Source organism: Actinomycetospora sp. (assembly GCF_055612215.1).
Window position 1 is genome coordinate 1 of record NZ_JBVPVA010000375.1, and the last position, 2,494, is coordinate 2,494.

At 75.6% G+C, this 2,494-nt stretch carries 3 protein-coding genes; 1 reads left to right on the plus strand and 2 read right to left on the minus strand.

All coding sequences use genetic code 11. The features are described from left to right. A partial coding sequence (locus AC0CYZ_RS10650; RefSeq protein ID WP_472215036.1) for an SDR family NAD(P)-dependent oxidoreductase occupies window positions 1–734 on the minus strand: 734 nt, incomplete at its 3' end. 71 nt (window positions 735–805) lie between these two features. Here AC0CYZ_RS10650 and AC0CYZ_RS10655 point away from each other — a divergent pair. Next, complete coding sequence (locus AC0CYZ_RS10655) at window positions 806–1,711, plus strand: LysR family transcriptional regulator (RefSeq protein ID WP_472215038.1); 906 nt, start codon at window positions 806–808, stop codon at window positions 1,709–1,711. A gap of 12 nt (window positions 1,712–1,723) precedes the next feature. On the opposite strand, the gene AC0CYZ_RS10660 is transcribed toward AC0CYZ_RS10655, so the two are convergent. Further along, on the minus strand, window positions 1,724–2,494 hold a 771-nt coding region (locus AC0CYZ_RS10660; protein WP_472215041.1), incomplete at its 5' end, for a zinc-binding dehydrogenase.

Sequence of the window (2,494 nt, forward strand, 5' to 3'; positions counted from 1 at the left end):
AGCGCGACCGCAGCCTCGTCCGCGCTGGGCGCGCCGCTCACGTCCCACCACAGTCCCGACGTCGGGGTGTTGATCATCCCCGGACACACCGCGGCCAGCAGGATCCCGCGACGGAGATCCTCCTCCCGCCGTGACGCGGCCAGGGCCCGCACCGCGGCGACCTGCCCGATCTTCGAGGGGATGTTGACGAACCCGGGCCAGTCCCCGGCCCGTGCGCTGCCGTCGGCGACGGCGTCGCGCCAGGCCGCCACCGCGTCGTCGACCTGGTCGAGCGTCCTCGGCCGGTCGAAGCGGTCGTGCAGGACGGGTGCGAGGTGGTGCAGCGTCCCCAGCGAGCTCGCGACCACGAGGAGCCGTCCGCCGTCGGGCAGGCGCGGCGCGAAGGCCCGCAGCAGCCGCGTCGTGCCGAAGTTGTTGACCTCGGTGTACTCGCCGACGACCGCGCGGGGGTCGTCGTCGGGACCGACGCGCATCACGGCGTTCCCGATCACGACGTCGACCGGCCCGAGCCGGGCCGCGAGGGCCTCCGCCGCTCCGGGCTCCGCCACGTCGAGGACCTCGCCGCGCACCCGTGCCCGTCCGGGCGGGAGGGAGGCCGCGGCGCGCTCGACCCGCCCGGGGTCGCGGCCGCTCAGGACGACGACGTCGTCGGGCTCCATGCGCTGCGCGAGGCCGGCGACGAGCGCCAGCCCGAGTCCCTGGGTGGCCCCGGTGACGAGGGCGGTCCTGCTCACGAGCGCCACGCTAGGAGCGACGCGGCCATGCGACCAGCGCAGGTCGTGCACACCTGGTATGCACGACCGTCATGGCTCTCGAGTCCGCCTCGCTCACCGCGCTGCGGGTGTTCCGCGAAGTGGTCGACCGGGGCACGCTGACCGCGGCGGCCACGGCGCTCGGCTACACCCAGTCGGCGGTCTCGCGGCAGGTCGCCGGGCTCGAGCGCGCCGTCGGGACCCCGCTGCTCGACCGGCACCGCACCGGTGTCCGGCCGACGGCCGCGGGTCGGCTGGTGGCCCGGCGCGCGGCCGCGGTCGTCGACCATCTCGACGCGGGCGCCCGGGAGCTCGCCGGGCTCCCGGACGAGCACGCGACGGTCCGCCTCGGCTGGTTCGCCACCGCCGGGGCGGTGCTGGTGCCCCGGGCGCTCTCCGCACTGGCGCGGTCGGCGCCGGGGCTCGTCGTCGTCTCCCGCGAGGGCTACACGGGGGCGCTGGTCCGGGCGCTGCGCTCGGGGACCCTCGACCTCGCCGTCCTGGCCCAGCTCCCGCCCTACCGCCCGGTCGACGCCGAGTCCCCGCCGTTGACCACGACGGTGCTCTCGGAGGGGACGCTGCGGGTCGGGCTGCCCGCCGACGACCCGCTCGCCCGCCTCGACGCCGTCGACGTCGACGACCTGCGGGACCGGGCCTGGATCGCCGGGCCGGAGGGCAGCGGCGCGATGGGCGTGTGGCCGGGCCTCGACGGGCGCCCGCACGTGGCCCACACGGCCCGCGACTGGCTCGCCAAGCTCGCGCTCGTCGCCGGCGGGCACGGGATCACGACGGTGCCCGCGAGCCTCGTCGGGACCCTGCCGGCCGGGGTCGTCGCGATCCCGGTGCGCGGCGGCCCGGTCGAGGACCGCCGGGTGCTGCTCGCCCGCGTGCCCGGCCCGGAGAGCCCCGCCGTCGCGCGGGTCGCCGCCGCGCTCCGCGAGGCGGCGGCGACCCCCTGACCCCGTCGACGCTCAGGGCGTGATGACGACCTTCAGCGCGAGGTTCGCGGCCGCGTTGCCGAAGACGTCGTAGGCCTCGTCGAACTGGTCGAAGGTGAAGGTGTGCGTCCCCATCTTCTCGGCCGGGATGCGCCCGCCCGCGACCATCTTGAGCAGGGTCGGGATCGACACCGTGTCGACCAGGCCCATCGTCAGGGTCACGTTCGCGATCCACATGTCCTGCATGGGGAGCTCGACCGGTGTGCCGTGGACGCCGACGTTCGCGATCGTCCCGCCGGGGCGCACGAGCGAGGCGGCCGTCAGGAGCGTCTCCGGGTAGCCGACCGCCTCGATCGCCACGTCCACCCCGAGGCCGTCGGTCAGCGCGACGACGTCGGAGACGGTGCCCGGTCCGACCTCGATCGCGTCCGTCGCGCCGAACTCGATCGCGCGCTCCAGGCGGAACTTGTTCGAGTCGATCGCGATGACCTTCGAGGCGCCCCACAGCCCCGTCGTGAGCACCGCCGAGAGCCCGACCGCACCCGCGCCGACCACGGCGACGGTGTTGCCGGGACGTACCCCGCCAGCGAGGACGCCGACCTCGTAGCCGGTGGGCAGCGAGTCGGCGAGGAAGATCGCCTGCTCGTTGGTGACCGAGTCCGGGACGGCGTAGAGCGACGTGTCCGCGTAGGGCACCCGGACGTACTCGGCCTGGGTGCCGTCGATGAGGTGGCCGAAGATCCAGCCGATGCCGCCGACGGTCTGGCAGTGCGAGGGCATCCCGCGCTGGCAGTACTCGCAGCG